Source organism: Pseudomonas frederiksbergensis, from assembly GCF_000802155.2.
Lineage (GTDB): Bacteria > Pseudomonadota > Gammaproteobacteria > Pseudomonadales > Pseudomonadaceae > Aquipseudomonas > Aquipseudomonas frederiksbergensis_A.
Genome location: NZ_JQGJ02000001.1, coordinates 339,187 through 356,803 on the forward strand (window position 1 = coordinate 339,187; position 17,617 = coordinate 356,803).

At 60.9% G+C, this 17,617-nt stretch carries 16 protein-coding genes; 9 read left to right on the forward strand and 7 right to left on the reverse strand.

What is annotated here, in order from left to right; genetic code table 11:
- The first annotated feature begins 3 nt into the window (after positions 1-3).
- A complete protein-coding gene (locus JZ00_RS01470) occupies positions 4-771 on the forward strand; it encodes an SDR family oxidoreductase (RefSeq protein ID WP_003180553.1) in 768 nt (255 codons plus the stop codon).
- Between the two features lie 146 nt (positions 772-917).
- A complete protein-coding gene (locus JZ00_RS01475) occupies positions 918-2,033 on the forward strand; it encodes a Gfo/Idh/MocA family protein (protein WP_039593032.1) in 1,116 nt (371 codons plus the stop codon).
- A 23-nt stretch (positions 2,034-2,056) separates the two neighbouring features.
- On the opposite strand, the gene JZ00_RS01480 is transcribed toward JZ00_RS01475, so the two are convergent.
- Entirely contained in the window at positions 2,057-3,499 is a 1,443-nt protein-coding gene (locus JZ00_RS01480) for an FAD/NAD(P)-binding protein (RefSeq protein WP_039593031.1), read from the reverse strand.
- A gap of 19 nt (positions 3,500-3,518) precedes the next feature.
- Complete coding sequence (locus JZ00_RS01485; RefSeq protein ID WP_018612737.1) at positions 3,519-4,082, reverse strand: helix-turn-helix domain-containing protein; 564 nt, start codon at positions 4,080-4,082, stop codon at positions 3,519-3,521.
- A 12-nt stretch (positions 4,083-4,094) separates the two neighbouring features.
- On the opposite strand from JZ00_RS01485, the gene JZ00_RS01490 reads away from it, so the two are divergent.
- On the forward strand, positions 4,095-5,096 hold the full coding sequence (locus JZ00_RS01490; protein WP_039593030.1) for a DMT family transporter: 1,002 nt from the start codon (positions 4,095-4,097) through the stop codon (positions 5,094-5,096).
- 229 nt (positions 5,097-5,325) lie between these two features.
- Here the strand turns inward: JZ00_RS01490 and JZ00_RS29845 are convergent, their stop codons facing one another.
- The 4 genes from JZ00_RS29845 to JZ00_RS01510 all read right to left on the reverse strand — a co-directional run bounded on the left by JZ00_RS29845 (position 5,326) and on the right by JZ00_RS01510 (position 10,707).
- Positions 5,326-6,825 (reverse strand): bacteriocin immunity protein, encoded by a 1,500-nt coding sequence (locus JZ00_RS29845; protein ID WP_039593029.1) that lies wholly within the window; start codon positions 6,823-6,825, stop codon positions 5,326-5,328.
- Positions 6,826-7,025: 200 nt separating this feature from the next.
- Entirely contained in the window at positions 7,026-7,502 is a 477-nt protein-coding gene (locus JZ00_RS01500; RefSeq protein ID WP_039593028.1) for a DUF6392 family protein, read from the reverse strand.
- A gap of 137 nt (positions 7,503-7,639) precedes the next feature.
- Complete coding sequence (locus tag JZ00_RS01505) at positions 7,640-8,116, reverse strand: DUF6392 family protein (RefSeq protein ID WP_039593027.1); 477 nt, start codon at positions 8,114-8,116, stop codon at positions 7,640-7,642.
- Positions 8,116-10,707 (reverse strand): S-type pyocin domain-containing protein, encoded by a 2,592-nt coding sequence (locus JZ00_RS01510; RefSeq protein WP_046508818.1) that lies wholly within the window; start codon positions 10,705-10,707, stop codon positions 8,116-8,118. Before JZ00_RS01510 ends, JZ00_RS01505 begins: the two co-directional genes overlap by 1 nt.
- Positions 10,708-10,966: 259 nt before the next feature.
- Between JZ00_RS01510 and JZ00_RS01515 the strand changes: the two genes are divergently transcribed.
- From JZ00_RS01515 to JZ00_RS01540, 6 genes are read left to right on the forward strand one after another with little or no spacing between them, the layout of a single operon-like run.
- On the forward strand, positions 10,967-13,891 hold the full coding sequence (locus JZ00_RS01515) for a monovalent cation/H+ antiporter subunit A (protein WP_039593026.1): 2,925 nt from the start codon (positions 10,967-10,969) through the stop codon (positions 13,889-13,891).
- The gene (locus tag JZ00_RS01520; protein ID WP_003202835.1) at positions 13,891-14,235 is read left to right on the forward strand and encodes a Na+/H+ antiporter subunit C; all 345 of its coding nucleotides are present in this window, start codon (positions 13,891-13,893) and stop codon (positions 14,233-14,235) included. The genes JZ00_RS01515 and JZ00_RS01520 overlap by 1 nt, the downstream gene beginning before the upstream one ends.
- A complete protein-coding gene (locus JZ00_RS01525; protein WP_039593025.1) occupies positions 14,232-15,917 on the forward strand; it encodes a monovalent cation/H+ antiporter subunit D in 1,686 nt (561 codons plus the stop codon). The genes JZ00_RS01520 and JZ00_RS01525 overlap by 4 nt, the downstream gene beginning before the upstream one ends.
- Positions 15,917-16,405, forward strand: a complete 489-nt coding sequence (locus tag JZ00_RS01530) for a Na+/H+ antiporter subunit E (RefSeq protein WP_039593051.1) — start codon at positions 15,917-15,919, stop codon at positions 16,403-16,405. Before JZ00_RS01525 ends, JZ00_RS01530 begins: the two co-directional genes overlap by 1 nt.
- Positions 16,402-16,680, forward strand: coding sequence for a K+/H+ antiporter subunit F (locus tag JZ00_RS01535; RefSeq protein ID WP_039593024.1), 279 nt, complete (start codon positions 16,402-16,404; stop codon positions 16,678-16,680). Before JZ00_RS01530 ends, JZ00_RS01535 begins: the two co-directional genes overlap by 4 nt.
- Positions 16,677-17,039 (forward strand): Na+/H+ antiporter subunit G, encoded by a 363-nt coding sequence (locus JZ00_RS01540; RefSeq protein WP_039593023.1) that lies wholly within the window; start codon positions 16,677-16,679, stop codon positions 17,037-17,039. The genes JZ00_RS01535 and JZ00_RS01540 overlap by 4 nt, the downstream gene beginning before the upstream one ends.
- Before the next feature lie 53 nt (positions 17,040-17,092).
- Here the strand turns inward: JZ00_RS01540 and JZ00_RS01545 are convergent, their stop codons facing one another.
- Positions 17,093-17,530, reverse strand: a complete 438-nt coding sequence (locus JZ00_RS01545; protein WP_039593022.1) for a DUF3995 domain-containing protein — start codon at positions 17,528-17,530, stop codon at positions 17,093-17,095.
- Between the last annotated feature and the right edge of the window lie 87 nt (positions 17,531-17,617).

Below are 17,617 nucleotides of genomic sequence, written 5' to 3' on the forward strand. Positions count from 1 at the left end.
AGCATGTCCAAGACCCAGTTGTTCGACCTCGACGGTAAGATCGCTTTCGTTTCCGGCGCCAGCCGTGGCATCGGCGAAGCCATCGCCAAACTGCTGGCCCAGCAAGGCGCCCACGTGATCGTTTCCAGCCGCAAGCTCGACGGTTGCCAGCACGTTGCCGACGCAATCATCGCGGCTGGCGGCAAGGCCACCGCCATCGCCTGCCACATCGGCGAAATGGAGCAGATCAGCCAAGTATTCGCCGGCATCCGCGAACAGTTCGGGCGCCTGGACATTCTGGTGAACAACGCCGCCACCAACCCGCAGTTCTGCAACGTGCTGGACACCGACCTTGGTGCGTTCCAGAAAACCGTCGACGTGAACATTCGCGGCTACTTCTTCATGTCGGTGGAAGCCGGCAAGCTGATGCGTGAAAACGGCGGCGGCAGCATCATCAACGTTGCGTCGATCAACGGCATCTCGCCGGGGATTTTCCAGGGCATCTACTCGGTGACCAAGGCTGCGGTGATCAACATGACCAAGGTCTTCGCCAAGGAATGCGCGCAATTCGGCATCCGTTGCAACGCCCTGCTGCCTGGCCTGACCGATACCAAGTTCGCCTCGGCACTGGTGAAGAACGACGCCATCCTGAAGACCGCCCTGGCACAGATTCCCCTCAAGCGCGTGGCCGACCCGAGCGAAATGGCCGGCGCGGTGTTGTACCTGGCCAGCGATGCGTCGAGCTACACCACGGGCGTGGCGTTGAATGTGGATGGTGGGTTCCTGTCCTGACAGTGAACCCCATAGCAGACCTGCTCGCTCCCACAAGAGGTCTTCAGCAATCACAACAAATGAATATTTATTCCAATATTTGCATTTAGGGAATATTTATTCCATAAAGAGCCCTTCTGAAAATAAAAATTCAAAGGGCTCTTCTCATGCGTGAACTCGGCATCGGTCTGATTGGCACCGGCTTCATGGGCCGTGCCCATGCCTTGGCGTTCCACAATGCCAAGGCGGTGTTCGACCTCCCCCTGAACCTCACATTCGCAGCCCTGGCCGACGCCGATCCGCAGCGTGCCCGCCAGTGCGCCCAGAGCTGGGGATTCGAAACCGCCCACAGTGACTGGCAACGGCTGATCGACGACCCGAAGGTTCACCTGGTCGCCATCACCACCCCCAACCACTTGCACTTCCCGATGGCCATGGCCGCGCTGGCGGCGGGCAAGCCGGTCTATTGCGAAAAACCCCTGGCGGTATCCCTGGAGCAGGCCGAGCAGATGCGCCAGGCGGCCAGGGCTGCCGGGGTGGTGACACGGGTCGGCTACAACTACCAGCACAACCCGATCATCCAGCTGGCGCGTGACATGATCCAACGCGCAGAGCTGGGGCAGATCATCAGTTTCCAAGGCGAGTTCAGCGAAGATTTCATGGCCGATCCAAACTCGCCGTGGTCATGGCGTTGCGAAGCGACCCACGCCGGTGGCGCGTTGGCGGACCTGGGCAGTCACTTACTGGCCATGGCCCGTCACCTGCTGGGCGATGTCGACGCCGTGTGCGCCGACAGCCAGACCGTGCACTACCAACGCCCGGCCAGCGCCGGCAATGCTGAACAACGGGCTATCGCGGTGGATGACCAGGTCCACGCGCTGCTGCGTTTCGCCAGTGGCGCCCGGGGCACGGTGAGCAGCAGTTGGCTCAAGCACGGCTACAAGAACCACCTGAGCTTCGAGATCAGCGGCACCCTCGGCACGCTGGCGTTCGATCAGGAACGGCTGAACGAACTGCGTGTATGCCGCGCCGGCCAGCCGGGCTTCCAACGGCTGCTGGCCGGCCCGGATCTACCCGGCTACGCCGCCTTCAGCCCCGCCGCCGGGCATCAGTTGGGCTACAACGAACTGAAGACGTTGGAGGTCCGGGAATTGATCATGGCGCTGGCAGGCGACGGTGGAGGCGGGACAGATTTCGAAGAGGCCTGGGAAGTGGAGCGGCTGGCGGCGGCGATTCGCCTGGCGGCGCGGGAAGAGCGTTGGGTGCGAGTGCAGGAGCAGTGAAACCTGCTCCCTCGCCACGGTGCTCAGTGTCGAGCTTGCAGTTCAGCCAACCGCCCCGCCAACGCCTTGGCCTGACTCGCCACATCAGTCACCGCCGTGCTTTCCCACCACATCCCCCGCAGCGGCGGGCCCATGGCGAACAGGCGGCTGGCGGGCTCGCCTCGGGCATCCAGCACCGCGCCATCGGCACGCGCAGCGATCCCCAGTGCCAGTGGTCCCGGCTGGATCAACCCTCGGGCCAACAACTGTTGCGGCAAGGGCCGCGCCACACGACGCCAGTCATATTCAATGCCGCTGGAGTTGATCAACGCGGCGCCCTTCACCACTTCCATTCCAGCCTCGCCCCTTCGGCGAATATTGATCGCCACTGACCCTGCGCCAGACGACACAAGTCCCTTGTACGACGCCGCCTGGATTCGCAACCGCCCTTCCCCATGCAGGCGCGCGACCAGTTCCGCACTCAATGGCGGCGAGCGATGGTGATGACTCTCCCACCATGGCCGCACATGGCGCACGAACTGGCGGCGCTGCACGTCGCTGGCCTGGTTCCACAAGCGCCCGATGTGTGCGCGCACGGTGTCCAGCGGCGCCTGCCAATCGATCCCTTGGGCTTGGGCCAGGCGGCATTGCTCGCGCAGGGCGCGCATCAGTTGGCGGGGCGAACGCAGGCTGTGATCTTCGGCGAGAAAGTCCACCCAGGCCGGTGGCTGGCGGCGCACGTGAGGCAGCAGGCCGTGACGGGAAAACACCTCGATCGGGCCGCGATGCCCAGCCTGTTCCAGGGACACGACGGCATCGACCATCGTCAGCCCCGAGCCGATGATCAGCACCGTCGATTCCGGATCGAGCTGGCGCATCGCAGCCACATCCCATGGATCCAGGGCCGCGGCATTCAGACCGCTGGATTCGGTCTGCGGGGTGCGTGCCGCCGGGAACATGCCGGTGGCGAGCACGGCAGAGCGTCCTTGCAAAACCTGTCCGTCGCCGAGTTTCACTCGCACGGCATTATCGATGACCTGCAGGTCGACGGCCTCTGCCCGCACATGTTCGGCCACCGAGCCATCGATCGCGCCAATCTCGCGCGCCTCGGCCAGACGTTGCTGAACGTAGAGGCCAAACATCCCTCGGGGCGGGAACAGCTCACTGATCGGCACATGCTGCTGATCCGACTCGGGCCAGCCGCCGGCCTCGATGAACGCCGTGAGCCATTGGGTCAAATCGTCGGCGTTGTCCGGGTCGACGCTCATGCGTGCCGCGTTGCCGTTCAAGGTGTGCCCCAGCTCCACGGCACTGTAGGCCTCGCCCCGCCCAAGTTCGCTGCGCGGCTCGACGATCAGCACCTCGCGCCGGCCCGGCAGGCGCAGCAGCTGCGCGGCCAGCATGGCACCGCTCAGGCCGCCGCCGATGATCAGGATATCGGCTTGCCGGGTGATGCCCTGCTCATGTTGCTCCAGCGCTGTGTCCATACCGCTTTTCTCCCAGGGATTAAATCACCACGTTGCGTACGAATCTCGCCGCCACCGGGCCATCGTTGCGATAGGCATGGGGCTGGTTGCTGGCGAACATGAAGAACTCACCGACGCCTATACGGCGCTCTTCGCTGCCCAGCAGCAACGTCAGGCAGCCTTCGAATACATAAAGTTGTTCGCTCCATCCATCTGCGTCGCACTCGGAATGGTAATGCTCGCCCGGCTCCAGCCGCCATTCCCAGAGTTCTACCTCACGGCTGGCGGTGGCCTTGGCGAGCAACACCGCTTTGCTGCCCGGGATCACACCGGCCCAGACCAGTTCGTTGATGCGGCTCGGGTCGCGGGCTTCGGGGGCTTGGATCAAATCGCTGAAGGCGACATCGAGGGCTTCGGCGACCCGGTCCAGGGTCGTCAGGCTGACGTTCTTTTCGCCGGCCTCGATGGCCACCAGCATTCGCCGGCTGACCCCCGACAGCTCGGCCAGCGCCGTCTGGCTGAGCTCGGCGGCATGCCGCAGACGACGGACGTTCTGGCTGACGTGTTGCAGGACGGAGGCCCGCTGACCGGATTCTTTGTGCACTATATTGCTCACATGACAGGGTTGCGCATTATACTGCCCAACTTCGGGCGCATTGTGCGTCCGCCTCAAGTAGCGCGCAAGATCATGGCATCGTTGAACTCCCCGCAAGCATCCTCCCCTCTTTCAAGGTTCAGCAAGGCCGAGTGCGTGCTGGTGCTGATCACCATGATCTGGGGCGCAACGTTCCTATTGGTGCAGCACGCCATGACGGTCAGCGGGCCGATGTTTTTCGTGGGTTTGCGCTTCGCCGCAGCGGCTGCGTTTGTCGCGCTGTTCTCCTGGCGGCATCTTCGCGCGCTGACGCTGTTCGAACTCAAGGCCGGGAGTTTCATCGGGGTGGCGATCATGCTCGGCTATGGCCTGCAGACGGTCGGCCTGCAAACCATCCCTAGTAGTCAGTCGGCGTTCATTACCGCGCTTTACGTGCCATTCGTGCCGTTGCTGCAATGGCTGGTGTTGGGCCGTCGACCAGGCTTGATGCCAAGCATCGGCATCATGCTGGCCTTCACCGGGCTGATGCTGGTGTCGGGCCCAGCCGGGGCCTCGCTGAACTTCAGCCCGGGTGAAATCGCCACGCTGATCAGCGCCATCGCGATCGCCGCCGAGATCATCCTGATCAGTACCTACGCCGGCCAGGTCGATGTACGCCGGGTGACGGTGGTGCAACTGGCCTGCACGGCGGTGTTGGCTTTCCTGATGGTGGTGCCGACCCAGGAAGTGATTCCGAGCTTCTCCTGGCTGCTGCTGGTCAGCGCCGTGGGCCTGGGCGCCGCCAGCGCAGCGATCCAGGTGGCGATGAACTGGGCACAGAAAAGCGTCTCGCCGACCCGCGCCACACTGATCTATGCCGGCGAACCGGTGTGGGCCGGCATCGCCGGGCGCCTGGCGGGCGAGCGGTTGCCGGCGATTGCCTTGCTCGGCGCGGCACTGATTGTGGCGGCAGTGATTGTCAGCGAGTTGAAGACCCGGAGCAAAGGCGTTGTCGAGGTGGATGAGGTGCTTGAGCGCGAGTAGTGAAGCCGGTCGCCTGCAATGGTGATCGAACCTGTGACTCTGTGTAGGAGCTGTCGAGTGCAACGAGGCTGCGATCTTTCCCCAGACACTTGAATCCCAAGCGAAAGATCAAGATCAAAAGATCACAGCCTTCGGCAGCCCCTACACAAGCCCAGCGGGAGCAAGCTCTCTCGCCACGGGTGATGTATGGCGTGTTATCTCCTGACTGGCATTACCCAAGCGTCTTCAATCACGCGCTTCGACGGTCGTTGAACACAACATAGACCGGCTCCAATCCCGAATTCTGGGGAAACACCACGACATAATCATCAAATCGAACCTCTTCGATGGATTCAAAAGTTTCCAATGTCGGCACCGGCGAAGAGTGAATGAAACCGGCAGAATCGAGTCGACTTTGCTCGGACGCAATCGGCGCCTCCAAGCTATCCGCACTGGTCCATTCAATCACTTGGGGCTGCGAGCCGTCCGTGGTCAAGCGAAAAGCCCGTCCAGCTTCGTCCCAAACCGCCAACCTCACGCGCACCTTGGACGGCAACACACCCGCGGCAGGCGTGATGTAGATCTGAAACAGTTCACGTATTTCTTTCAGGCCCCTGAAACGGCTGCCGGGTCTTGTCGCGGTCGTTGCAGTGCTCATTCGCAACGGCAACGCCACCTCGCCCTGCTGCACGGCGAGGGCCTGCCAGTCCTGTTCGATCACAGAGATCTCGGCCAACGCCACACACAGGCTAAAACGCACCTCTTTGGTTCGACTGACAAGATCAAAACTCAGGACCTCGGCATATTGCCCGGCGTGGCCCTGCTCTGGATGCGTCATCAACCAATTGAACTCGGCAACGGCTGAGCGAATGGATTTTCGCAAATCCACCTGTTGACTAACCCTTAGTGGCGGCGCATCGCTCAGCAACAGGTTCGGGTGCCTCATACCGTTGACAGCGGACATACGAAACAATACCGGCCTGCTGTCCTGCACGCGCAAACGCATCAGTTGCTCCGAGGAACGCTCCAGTACGGCTTCAGCGGCGGTATGAAGAACGGCATGGCGCCGGGCGATCGAGGACAAACGCGCAAGATAACGGCCATGATTGGCGGTGGCCTGCCGTGCATTCGCTTGCCAGATCGCCTGGTCGGCTTTGTTATAGGTGAGATCGCGCTGGGCGCCGTTCAGGGCAAACTCGACACCCATTTTACGCCGTTCAAACGCGCCAACGGCCATGACCACTTCGTGTTGTGCGTGCTCCAATTGCCGCATGCTCAGCTTGAGGGTCTCCAGCGTCTGCTCTGCATCGTGTTGGTCTTGTCGTTGCCGGGTAGCAAGCTCCAACTGGGTGAAGGCCTTCTCAACCGTCTGGTCTGCGGCGGTGATGTTCAAGGCCATCTGCTGTGCATTGGCAAGTTCGCGCTTGGCTCTTGCCGTCGCGTGTTGCGCCATGCTCAAGCGGGGCGCGGGCTTGGCCGGGGCAGGCAGTACCCCTCCCTTGAAGGGGATAACGTTCTTTTTGAAATGCCACTGTTTTACGAAGTGGACAATCGTTTCCGGGGCGTTCATGTACCCGGTGTCTTCGGGGTAAAACAGCAGATCCGCGCCTTTGGGGTGCCCGACGATTCGATCGAAATGGTTGATCAGTCGATCATGCTCTTCTTTGCCCATGTCGACATTCCAGATTCTCCCTACGAACGCCTGAAACTCGGCCTCGGTGTAATCCTGGAGTTTGGGTTTAAGTTCCATCTATGGTTTTCCTTGTTTAAGCCTGCATGCTCGGTAAGGCACCTGCTCGATTGGTCGAGCAGGTGCCTACAGGGGCTTGGTCTATTCTGGTTTGAAGCCGGGTTTGTAAGAGCTCAAACTCGGTACAGTCTTCATATTTTTTTGAAGATCATGTAGCAGCCATTCTCGATAAAAGCGATTCGGCACGCTCATCATCTTGATCAGCGGTGCCCTTTATCTATCAGAGTGAAAACCAAGGTTTTCACTCTCATATCCTGGGTATATTGAAAAACAACCTTTTTACCGGGATACAGTTCTGGGTCCAACGGGTACGAATCCCACCCCCCAGTCATCCCTATCGGCACTGGCATTTTTATGGGGCCTTTCGATGCCATCGGCTCCCCGAAAATCGCATGAACATCATCTTGGGTCATTTCCGACGCATAGGGAGCAGGAAGCTCGCCTTTATACTCCTTCGTCGAGGGTGTGGTTCGTATGAGTGAAACGAAAAGCGTCTCGAATTTGCCCGTTTCCCGCCAGAAATCCAGATCTATACCCGGTTCGGGTTCAAGCCAAAGTTGATCGTCCCCTTCAAAAATTTCGGTCAATGATTGATCGGGCAATATGCCCTCGCTTAGTAATATCTCGTATTGACTTCCAATACGTTCAATTAGCACTTCAAGTTCAAAAGCTTTCATCAATACCACCCTTGTTTTTTATGCAGTTCATGCAACGATTTCGGGGCGACATCTATATGCTGATCCCGACGCTCCTAACTTGACAAGTCCCGATTTAAGCGCTGCAGAAAAAGTGATGCAACGCACTCATCACCTGATCAAAAGTGCCCTTTATCTATCAAAGTGAAGACCAAGGTTTTCACTCTCATATCCTGGGTATATTGAAAAACAACCTTTTTACCGGGATACAGTTCTGGGTCCAACGGGTACGAATCCCACCCCCCAGTCATCCCTATCGGCACTGGCATCTTTATTGGACCTTTCGATGCCATCGGTTCCCCGAAAATCGCATGAACATCAGACTGCGTCATTTCCAACATATATGGAATAGGAAGCTCGCCTTCATATTTCGACATAGAAGGTATGGTTCGCATGAGTGTAACAAAAAGCGTCTCGAACCTCCTCGTCTCACGCCAGAACTCCAACTCAATACCCGGTTCTAGTTCAAGCTCAAGACGATCTCGCCCCTCATACATTTCGGTCAATGTTTGGTCGGGAAGTACGCCCTGCCCTACCAGTACCTCGTGCGAAGTTCCGATACGTTCGATGAGTACTTCAAATTCAAAAACATTCATCAATACCACCCCTGTTTTTTATGCAAATCGTGCAACAACTCTAGGGCCGCATCTATATCTGACTCTGATGCACCAGACTCCACAAGACCCGGTTTTAGTGCTGCTAGGTTACTGTTCACTGCTGCCTCCAGATCTGCAGCATCATTCATGCTCTTCTCCAAACTGTTGCGTCCACCATACGTCTCACTGAATTTGCGATGGATACTTGAAGGAACGGCAATGCACGGTGCCCGTCGGATCGCTTCCCGGATTTCGAAGGGGCTCATATCGTAACCGTTCATACGAATATGAAACTCCAACGCCTTCCTAGACGGTATGTGATCAATGTCCAACTCATCTCCTCTGCTTCGACCACTGAGTTCGTTATACGGCCCCACCTCCAACGGTTCCACCGGAGGGCCTACAAACACCAACCCCGGCGAAGGCAACTCCATATCCCCCGGATACCCAGGAATACTGGCACCGGCCTGCCCTTCGTCAACAGCCGGAAACGTCTCGTTTTCTGGTAGGACCGGGATGACAGGGTTGCCGGGGTATACCGACGAGAGTGGCGGTGTAATCGGTGAGGTGGTCGGGCCAAGCTGTTCGATGCCCGGTGGTACCAGGGGTGTTCGGGTACCGTTGCCGATTGGAGGCGCGGGCCAGGGGATGACAGCCGGTACGATGCCAGGCCTGCCCAGCAGGCTGTTTGGTGTGGCGATGCTGATGCGGTCGAGATTGAAAGGGTTTTCACCCAGCTCGGCCCGGTTCTGATAACGCAGTTCGAATTCGCGACGCTCGCCGACCCACGTGCTTTTCGGCGCATAGGGCGCAAAGCCGCGTTCGATGCGTTTTTGGTTGATCTCATCTGCGTTGCCCGACACCGACAGCGCTGGGTGCTCGGCGAGGGTGCGCCACAGTGCCTGGTCGAAGGCACTGAAGGACTTAATGGTCTGCGCCCGCATCTGCTGGCCGACTTGTTCGGGAATGGCCGCGCCTTGGGGCTGGCTGGCCGTGCTCCACCAATCATTGGCAGCCGGCTTGCCAGCGCCCGCGACGATGCCCGAGCCCAGGGGTGGCAAATCGAATGAGAAATAGGTCGGCGGCAACCCAGGCACGCAGACGATGCAGTCTTGAATGCGCAGGTCCACGCCCGCCGGCAGGGTCTCGACTTGTGGCGCCATGAGCATCAGTACTGGCGGGCTTGTCGGGGCAGTGTGTGGGAGCGCGTCAGTGGCGAACTGGAGTTGCCGGGTTACAACGCCAGGAACTTCGGCGTTGTAGAGGCCGGTCAGAGGGTCCAGGACTGCATTGATGACCGGAACCTGAGCGCTGATTGCCCCGCCGGTATTGGCGACGTGAATCGTGGTGCCTTCGGATACGGTTTCAGGTTTGAGCCGGTGCGGCATTTCTACCGAGCCACCTGCATCGGCAACTGACCTCAACCGTTGCTCGTCCGCCAGACCCACTGCCTGGGCCGGTACGCCAACGCCTTGAAACAGCCGCCGACGTTGCTCGACAGTAAGTTCTCCGTTGCCTAGAGGGGTGGTGTGTGTCGCCAGCGCGATAAATAAACCTGGCCCCTTCAAGGCAACGCTCTTTAACTCACCGAGCATCCCCACGGCCGACTGGACAGCCTTGTCCAATACCGCCGTGTCTTGCCGGGGTACAAACACGGTCCCCTGACTCAACACCATCCCGCCCGCGGTCAATGAAGAGGCGGGCACATTCACGGTATGAACTTGCCTGAGCCTCTCCAGCCGGACGTTTTCGTCAACCTGCTGTTTGAAACGGATGCGCTCCGCCCGTTGCTCAGCGTATTGGCGCTGGCGCTCCCAGCCGGCTTCCCGCTCACGCCAAACGATAGCTTGCTCAGCATGGCGCTTGGCCAGCGCGCTGGATTTTTCGCTCAAGGCCTTGATTTGCTCGGAAAGCAACCGAGCCTCTTGAGCCGCAATGTAAGCCTGTTCCCAGAGACGGTGACCTTCATCCAGCGCGGCACCGAATTGATCCAGTCGCGCGCGATAATCATCGACCGAACGGGACAGCGGATCCTGTCCATCAAAGACACGGGCGGCGAGATTCTTCGCGTTGAGTTCTTGAGACATACGGGCGATCAGCCCGTCGATTTCGCTTTTTTCCTTGGTGATGAGGTAAAGCTGCCAGCGCTCGGTTGAGTTCGAGGCGGGCGGCCGTTTTGCGGCCGAGATTTCCTTTTGCAGCGCGGCGTCGAGTTGTGATCGTTTGCTCGCGAAGTTTCGATCCACCTCGGCCCGGGTGGTGGTGTGGCGCTGCGCCATGGTCGCCAACAGCTGCTGGCGTGCCAGCAAACGCGCCTGTTCCTGAGCCGCCGCGGCGGCAGCGACCTTGGCGTTCGCAGCGTCAGCCTTCGCTTTTGCGGCGGCTTTCGCTTCCTCGGCCTGGCGTTTGAGCGTCGCTTGCTGCCTCTTTTTAATTCCCTTGGCTGAACGCTTCGGGCCGCCTGTCGCGCCGACGCGGTTTCCCCCGAAGCCGCCGCCATAGCCGCCTCCGGAACCGCCGCCGGATGAAGGACGTCCCGGCCTGATGACGACAGAGCCGTCCGATCCATCTCCTGATGTTTCCTTTGCCATACAGTTCTCCTTTTCTGTATGGCGCAGCATGGCGATGGAGCGATGCTCGGGTGCGGTAGAAAGGTACCGCACCCGGATCCCGTTTTTGAGCTAAGAACGCTTCGATATCCGCGACCAACCGCGACTACCCGTCACTCACCGAAACAACCCAAAACAGGAAAAATCCATCTACCTTGTAGGATTCTGCGACACCCTCGCGGTTGGTGATCGGGAATACGCCACGTATGATCCCTCACAACCTCCCGCCGAATAGAAGCCTATGTCGCTGATAGTTCTATTGCTTTTGCCCTTCATCGGCAGCTGTGTCGCGGCGCTGTTGCCGCATAACGCCCGTAACGCCGAATCGCTGCTGGCCGGCCTCGTGGCCCTGGCCGGCACGGTGCAGGTGGCCTTGTGGTACCCGCAGATCGCCGATGGCGGCGTGATTCGCGAACACTATGACTGGCTGCCCAGCCTCGGCTTGAATTTCGTCCTGCGCCTGGACGGTTTTGCCTGGCTGTTTTCGTTGCTGGTGCTGGGCATCGGCACGCTGGTGTCGTTGTACGCCCGCTATTACATGTCGCCGGACGATCCGGTGCCGCGCTTCTTCGCGTTTTTCCTGGCGTTCATGGGCGCCATGCTCGGATTGGTGATCTCCGGCAACCTGATCCAGATGGTGTTTTTCTGGGAACTGACCAGCCTGTTTTCATTCCTGCTGATCGGCTATTGGCATCACCGCGCCGACGCCCGGCGCGGCGCCTATATGGCGTTGATGGTGACCGGTGCCGGCGGGCTGTGCCTGTTGGCCGGGGTGATGTTGCTCGGCCATGTGGTGGGCAGCTATGACCTGGACAAGGTCCTGGCCGCCGGTAACCTGATCCGTGACCATGCCCTCTACCCCATCCTGCTGCCGTTGATCCTGATCGGCGCCTTGAGCAAAAGCGCCCAGTTTCCTTTCCATTTCTGGCTGCCCCACGCCATGGCCGCGCCCACGCCAGTCTCGGCGTACCTGCACTCGGCGACCATGGTCAAGGCCGGCGTGTTCCTGCTCGCGCGGTTGTGGCCGTCACTGTCGGGCAGCGAAGAATGGTTCTATCTCGTCGGCGGCGCGGGGGCTTGCACCTTGGTGCTCGGCGCTTATTGCGCAATGTTCCAGAACGACCTCAAGGGCCTTCTCGCCTATTCCACCATCAGCCATCTGGGGCTCATCACGTTGCTGCTGGGCCTCAACAGTCCTCTCGCAGCGGTGGCGGCGGTGTTTCACATTCTCAACCACGCCACCTTCAAGGCCTCGCTGTTCATGGCCGCCGGGATCATTGACCACGAAAGTGGCACACGGGACATCCGCAAGCTCAGTGGCCTGGTGCGGCTGATTCCGTTCACAGCGACCCTGGCCATGGTCGCCAGCGCGGCCATGGCCGGGGTGCCGTTGCTCAATGGCTTCCTGTCCAAGGAAATGTTCTTCGCCGAGACCGTGTTCATTTCCGCCACCGCCTGGGTCGAGCTGGCGCTGCCGATCATTGCCACCATTGCCGGTACGTTCAGCGTCGCCTATTCCCTGCGTTTTACCGTCGATGTGTTTTTCGGCCCCACCGCCACCGACCTGCCCCACACTCCCCATGAACCGCCGCGTTGGATGCGCGCACCGGTTGAGCTGTTGGTGTTCACGTGCCTGCTGGTGGGCATTTTCCCCGCCCAAGTGGTGGGCGCGTTGTTGGCCGCCGCCGCGCTGCCAGTGGTGGGCGGTCCGCTGCCCGAATACAGCCTGGCGATCTGGCATGGCCTGAACGCGCCGATGATCATGAGCCTTGTGGCAATGTCGGGCGGGATCGTCCTGTACCTGCTATTGCGCAAACAATTCAAGCAAGGCCACATCAAGCGCCCGCCGTTGGTCGGCCGCCTCAGCGGCAAGCGTCTGTTCGAGCGCTGCCTGGTGCTGATGATGCGCCAGGGCCGCCGGCTTGAACGCAAGATCAGCACCCGACGCCTGCAGGCCCAGCTGTTCTGGCTGGTATTGGCAGCGGTAGTGGCCGGGCTGATTCCGATGCTCAACAGCTCGCTGACCTGGGGCGACCGGCCGAAAATCCCCGGCTCCGTGGTGTTCGTCACGCTGTGGGTGTTGGCCATTGCCTGTGCCTTGGGCGCGGCCTGGCAGGCCAAATATCACCGTCTTGCGGCACTGACGATGGTCAGTGTCTGTGGCCTAATGACCTGCGTGACCTTCGTCTGGTTCTCGGCTCCGGACCTGGCCTTGACGCAACTGGTGGTGGAAGTCGTCACCACGGTGCTGATCCTCTTGGGCCTGCGTTGGCTGCCACGGCGAATCGAAGACGTGTCGCCGCTGCCCAATAGCGAACGCCGCGCGCGCATCCGCCGTTTGCGGGACTTGTTGTTGTCCGTCGCGGTGGGCGGCGGCATGGCGCTGTTGTCCTATGCGATGCTGACGCGCCAGACACCCAACGACATTTCATCGTTCTACCTGAGCCGGGCCCTGCCCGAAGGCGGCGGCAGCAACGTGGTCAACGTGATGCTGGTGGATTTCCGGGGCTTCGACACCCTCGGGGAAATCACCGTGCTGGTGGCAGTGGCCTTGGCGGTGTTCGCCCTGCTGCGGCGTTTCCGCCCACCCAAGGAAAGCATGCAGCTGCCGGCGCAACAGCGCCTGCTGGCGCCGGACGTGGTCACCGACCTGGTCAACCCGCGCCACGCCAGCGATACCGCGTTGGGTTTCATGATGGTGCCCTCGGTACTGGTGCGCTTGCTGCTGCCGATCGCCCTGGTGGTGTCGTTCTACCTGTTCATGCGCGGCCACAACCAACCCGGCGGTGGCTTCGTCGCCGGGTTGGTGATGTCGGTAGCGTTCATCCTGCAATACATGGTCGCAGGCACCCAATGGGTCGAGGCGCAGATGAGCCTGCGGCCGCTGCGCTGGATGGGCACCGGGCTGTTGTTCGCCACCGCCACGGGCCTGGGATCAATGGCCGTGGGTTATCCGTTCCTGACCACCCATACCTGGCATTTCGAATTGCCGCTGCTGGGTGACATCCATGTAGCGAGCGCGCTGTTCTTCGACATCGGCGTCTACGCCGTGGTCGTCGGCTCCACACTGCTGATTCTCACCGCCCTTGCCCACCAGTCCGTGCGGGCCCATAAGCCGGGCCTGCACCCCAAACCCGTCCCCCCCCTCAAAGGAGCCAACGCCTGATGGAAGAAGTCATCGCGATTGCAATTGGCGTATTGGCCGCCTCCGGCGTCTGGTTGGTGCTGCGACCACGGACGTTCCAAGTGGTGATGGGCCTGTGCCTGCTGTCCTATGGCGTGAACCTGTTCATCTTCAGCATGGGCAGCCTGTTCATCGGCAAGGAACCGATCATCAAGGACGGCGTGCCCCAGGACTTGCTGCACTACACTGACCCGCTGCCCCAGGCTTTGGTGTTGACCGCCATTGTGATCAGCTTCGCCATGACCGCGCTGTTCCTGGTTGTCTTGCTCGCGTCCCGTGGGCTGACCGGCACCGACCATGTGGACGGCCGGGAGCCCAAGGAATGATGTTGACGCCTCACTTGATCGCCGCGCCCATCCTGCTGCCGCTGCTGACCGCCGCGTTGATGCTGATGCTCGGCGAGAAACATCGTCCGCTCAAGGCGCGGATCAACCTGTTGTCCACCTTGTTGGGGCTATGCATCGCCGTGCTGTTGCTGGCCTGGACCCAGGACCAGCCCTTGCCCACGTCCATAGGCGTGTACCTGCCGGGCAACTGGCAGGCGCCGTTCGGCATCGTGCTGGTGGTCGATCGCCTGTCGGCCCTGATGCTGGTGCTGACCGGCATCATCGGCGCCTGCGCCCTGCTGTTCGCCATGGCCCGTTGGGACCGGGCAGGGGCGAGTTTTCACGCGTTGTTCCAGATCCAGTTGATGGGCCTGTACGGGGCGTTCCTGACGGCGGACCTGTTCAATCTGTTCGTGTTTTTCGAGGTGCTGCTGGCCGCGTCCTATGGCTTGATGCTGCACGGATCGGGTCGGGCACGGGTGTCGTCGGGCCTGCATTACATTTCCATCAATCTGCTGGCTTCGTCGTTGTTCCTGATCGGCGCAGCGCTGATCTATGGCGTCACCGGTACCTTGAACATGGCCGACCTGGCCTTGAAAATCCCGCTGGTGCCGGAAGCGGACCGGGGCCTGCTGCACGCCGGCGCAGGCATTCTCGCGGTGGCGTTCCTGGCCAAGGCCGGCATGTGGCCGCTGAATTTCTGGCTGGTTCCGGCCTACAGCTCCGCCAGCGCCCCGGTGGCGGCGTTGTTTGCCATCATGACCAAAGTGGGCGTCTATACGATCTTGCGCCTGTGGACTTTGCTGTTCTCGGGGCAGGCCGGCGCGTCGGCGTATTTTGGCGGCGACTGGCTGGTCTACGGCGGCATGGCGACCATCGCCTGCGCCGCCATCGCGATCCTGGCGGCCCAGCGCCTCGAACGCATGGCCAGCCTGAGCATCCTGGTCTCGGCCGGAATCCTGTTGTCGGCCATCGGTTTCGCCCAGCCCAACCTGATAGGCGCGGCGCTGTTTTATCTGGTGAGTTCGACCCTGGCGCTGTGCGCGTTGTTCTTGCTGGCCGAGCTGATCGAGCGTTCACGCTCTGCCAACGAACTGCCGCTGGAAGATGACCTCGACACACTGCCGCGACCGCTGGAATCGCTGCAGCCGCCCAAGGGCATCAATCTCGATGACGAACAGAAGGCGGTAGTCGGCCAAGTGATCCCCTGGACCATGGCCTTCCTGGGCTTGAGTTTCATTGCCTGTGCGCTGTTGATTGTCGGCATGCCCCCGCTGTCGGGATTCATCGGCAAACTGAGCCTGCTCAGCGCATTGCTCAACCCCGAGGGGCTCGGGTCGAGCGGTGATGTCCCGGTGTCCAATAAGGCCTGGGGCCTGCTGGCTTTGTTGATCCTGTCCGGGCTCGCCTCGTTGATCGCCTTCTCGCGCTTGGGCATCCAGCGCTTCTGGACCCCGCAGGAACGGCCGTCACCGCTGCTGCGACCGTTCGAATGCCTGCCGATCATTGCGCTGCTGGGGCTGGGGATCGTCTTGACCTTCAAGGCCGAACCCCTGCTGCGCTACACCCAATCCGTCGCCGATGCGTTGAACACGCCTGAACATTATGTGATGACGGTGCTTGCCACCCGCGCTGTCCCCAACCCTCAGGCCAGCGCTGACTTGAAGGCGGTGCAACCATGATCAGGCATCTGTTTCCAGCCCCCTGGCTGTCCCTGGCGTTGTGGTTGCTCTGGCTGTTGCTGAACCTGTCGCTCAGCGCCGGCCACCTGCTGTTGGGCGCGGCGCTGGGTTTTCTCGCACCCTTGATGATGCGTCCGCTGCGGCCACGGCCGATCCGTATCCGTCGACCGTGGGTCATGCTGCGGCTGTTCCTGCTGGTGGGTCGCGATGTGCTTGAGTCCAACCTGGCCGTCGCCTGGCGCGTACTCAACGCCGGACGCCGCGCGCCTCGCTCGCGGTTCATCAAGGTGCCGCTGGACCTGCACGATGCCAACGGCCTGGCGGTGCTCTCGATGATCACCACGGTGATTCCGGGGACGGTCTGGTCGGAGTTGGCGCTGGACCGCAGCATCTTGTTGATGCACGTGTTCGATCTGGAGGACGAAGCGGTATTCATCGAACATTTCAAGGCCACTTACGAGCGTCCGTTGATGGAGATTTTCGAATGAGCGCCCTGCTGTCCAAAGCGATCCTGCTGAGTCTGTTCCTGTTCTCGCTGGCGATGGTCCTGACGTTAGTGCGGCTGTTCAAGGGCCCCTCGGCGCAGGATCGGGTCCTGGCCCTGGATTACCTGTATATCGTCGCGATGCTGATGATGCTGGTACTGGGCATCCGTTATGCCAGCGACACGTATTTCGAGGCGGCGCTCTTGATCGCCCTGTTCGGTTTTGTCGGCTCGTTTGCCCTGGCCAAGTTCCTGTTGCGCGGGGAGGTGATCGAATGACTGGAGAGTTGTCGATGTGGATCGAAATTCCAGTGGCGATCCTACTGGTTTCGGGCAGCCTGTTCGCCCTGGTCGGCGCGATCGGCCTGGTGCGGTTGAAGGATTATTTCCAACGCATGCACCCACCTGCCCTGGCTTCGACGCTGGGGGCCTGGTGCGTGGCGTTGGCGTCAATCGTCTATTTTTCGGCGCTCAAGTCCGGCCCGGTATTGCATGCCTGGCTGATCCCGATCCTGCTGTCCATCACCGTCCCGGTGACCACCCTGCTGCTGGCCCGGGCGGCGTTGTTTCGCAAGCGCATGGCGGGTGACGATGTGCCGGCGGAGGTGAGCAGTCGCAGGACCGGCCCCGAAGATTAGAAGCCTCAGCCAGGCATTATTGGGGCGAGGGACTTGCCGTTATCTGCACGCGTTCAAGCCCATGCCACGGTCAACAACCCCGCCCCCAGCACCACGCACAACGGCGAATAGACCCAAGTGTCGAGGCGGGCGAATGTCGAGCCCTTGACCTCCTTGAAAAAGCCCACCAGGTTCGACTCGCCGATAGCCCGGGCGAACATCAGCAAAGCGATCGCGCTGATCAGCCATTGCAAGGCGCGGTGGGTGACGGGCGGTGATATCAGGCCGACCCGCAGGCACACCAGCAGCGCAATCATCAGCAGCGCGAGGGCGACCAGCAGCGTCAGCCATCCCGACGGGTTGAATGCCGGCCGCAGTGTGCCGCCCTGCTTCACTGGCACCTGCGGCACCACCGCCTGCGCCGCCCACCGCCCTCCCAGGGCCCAATACAAATGAATCAAGCTGATGGTCGCAAACACCGCGACCAGCGACCGAGCCAATACAAGCGTCATTCGCCAGCCTCCTGAAAAAGGTTGAACAATCATCCTAGCTGGAATTTGGCATTTCGCTGGACGGGCACACATTGCCCGTTTCCGGCG